Origin of the sequence: Micromonospora sp. DT81.3, assembly GCF_049847225.1 — a bacterium.
GTDB lineage: Bacteria > Actinomycetota > Actinomycetes > Actinomycetales > Microbacteriaceae > Microbacterium.
Genome location: NZ_JBNCNY010000042.1, coordinates 1 through 1,300 on the forward strand (window position 1 = coordinate 1; position 1,300 = coordinate 1,300).

The 1,300-nt window shown below is 66.5% G+C and carries 1 protein-coding gene; it reads left to right on the plus strand.

Annotated elements, in window-relative coordinates:
• The first annotated feature begins 48 nt into the window (after positions 1–48).
• Complete coding sequence (locus ACPW96_RS23240; RefSeq protein WP_425886110.1) at positions 49–1,284, plus strand: IS30 family transposase; 1,236 nt, start codon at positions 49–51, stop codon at positions 1,282–1,284.
• Positions 1,285–1,300: the final 16 nt, after the last annotated feature.

The window sequence follows — 1,300 nt, forward strand, 5'->3', positions numbered from 1 at the left end:
CGGTGGTTTCCAGTGATCGTTGCAACGTGATCACACCAGTTGGAGGTCATGTTGTCGTCACGTCGCATTCCGAAGGGTCCCGGCCGGCGGCCGAAGTCGTTGGCTCGGAGCCGATTCATGGAGTTGCTCGCGCAGGGCTGGCCGCTCGCCGCGGCCGCTCGCGAGGTCGGCGTCGTACGTACCACCGCCTACATCTGGCGGGACGGCACGACGGTGCGTCGGAAGGATGGCACGGTAAAAGTCGTGCCACCGCTCGAACCGCTCGCGCTGCGTCCGATCTCGCCTCGGTTCCTATCTGAGGACGAGCGAATACAGATCGCGGATCTGGCCAGCAAGGGTCACGGCCCAACCGCGATCGCCGGGACGTTGCGCAGGTCGCCGTCGACGATCAGCCGCGAGCTGCGCCGCAACGCCCACGAGTCGGGGCAGTATCGCCCGTTCCACGCGCACAGCATCGCCGCCACCAGACGCCGGCGGCCACGCGCACTGAAGCTGACCACGACACCGGTGCTGAACGCGTACGTGAAGACGAAGCTCAAGGAGAAGTGGAGCCCGCAGCAGATCAGCAGGGCGCTGCGCGCTCAGCATCCCGATGATCCGGGGATGCGGCTGGCGACGGAGAGCATCTATCTGGCGATCTATCGGCCCGGATCCGGGCTGCTGCGCAGGCCAGACACGTCGCCGCTGCGCACCGGTCGTGATCATCGCCGTGCTCACACCCGTCTTATCCGGGCCGGGCGCCGGTTCGCTCAACCGATGCTGTCGATCCACGACCGCGGGTTCGACCCAACCGACCGATCCGTCCCTGGGAACTGGGAGGGCGATCTCATCGTCGGCCCGCATCACCGCTCCGCGATCGGCACCCTCGTCGAGCGGCAGACACGCTACGTCAAGCTGCTGCACCTGAACGCGCTGACCTCGGCAGAGCTGCACGCCGCCCTCGTTCGGGTCCTCAGCGAAGTGCCACCGCCGTTGCGGCGAACGTTGACCTGGGACCAGGGCACCGAGATGGCACGCCACCTCGACGTGACCGCCGACACCGGCACGAAAATCTACTTCTGCGATGCCGCCAGCCCATGGCAGCGCGGCACGAACGAGAACACCAACGGGCTGCTGCGCCAATACTTTCCGAAGTCGACCAACCTCGCCGTGCACTCCCCGAAAGACCTCGCCCGCGTCGAGGACGAACTCAATCGCCGTCCACGACTCACCCTCGGAGACCGCGCCCCAGCGGAGCTCTTCGGACGGCTGCTAGATTCCGAGAATCACCCCTCGTTGCGATGACCGCTGGAAACCAAGG

Coding starts and splice junctions, on each gene's coding strand:
- ACPW96_RS23240 (WP_425886110.1), top strand. CDS start 49: ATGTTGTCGTCACGTCGCATTCCGAAGGGTCCCGGCCGGCGGCCGAAG.